The following is a 742-nucleotide window of genomic DNA, read 5'->3' as shown; positions in this document are numbered from 1 at the left end:
AGTATTTAGCCTTAGATGATGGTCCACCTATATTCAGTCAAAGTTTCACGTGCTCCGACCTACTCGATTTCACTTAAAATGTCTTTTCATGTACGGGACTATCACCCTGTATCGTGGCACTTTCCAGAGCCTTCCATTAACACATAATAAGCTTAAGGGCTGTTCCGATTTCGCTCGCCGCTACTATCGGAATCTCGGTTGATTTCTTTTCCTACGGGTACTTAGATGTTTCAGTTCTCCGCGTTCGCCTCGTTAACCTATGTATTCAGTTAACGATACCTGCAAGCAGGTGGGTTTCCCCATTCGGAAATCCTAGTCTCAAGCGCTTTTTACTAGCTTGACTAGGCTTATCGCAAGTTAATACGTCCTTCATCGCCTCCAACTGCCAAGGCATCCACCGTGTACGCTTAGTCACTTAACCATACAACCCAAACGGGTCTTTGTTATGTGACAGTTTAACTTCGCCAGAAGTTAATATTGAATACTAAAGTAGATACCAATTAATCATAAATGATTAAATTGGCACTGAATGATACTGCTATCATTCTTTTTTACTTTTGAAAACTCTGTACAAATAACACTGTTATTCATACGAATTTTATTATCAGCTTTTCCAAATTTTTAAAGAGCATATTAATTAGTTCAACCCAAAGGGTAAAACTAACTAACAATCATCTGTGTGGACACTACGAACAAATAAGTTCTAAATCGTATAAGGAGGTGATCCAGCCCCAGGTTCCCC

At 39.8% G+C, this 742-nt stretch carries 1 rRNA gene; it reads right to left on the bottom strand.

Annotated features, from left to right (window positions below):
* A 23S ribosomal RNA gene (locus tag MTF64_RS19830) occupies positions 1–421 on the bottom strand; the annotation flags it as partial.
* Between the last annotated feature and the right edge of the window lie 321 nt (positions 422–742).

Source organism: Pseudoalteromonas sp. 2CM41L, assembly GCF_023161905.1.
In the GTDB taxonomy this organism is placed as follows: Bacteria; Pseudomonadota; Gammaproteobacteria; order Enterobacterales; family Alteromonadaceae; genus Pseudoalteromonas; species Pseudoalteromonas atlantica.
The sequence above is the reverse complement of the archived record's forward strand: the minus strand, read 5'-3'. Positions and strand labels throughout refer to the sequence as shown.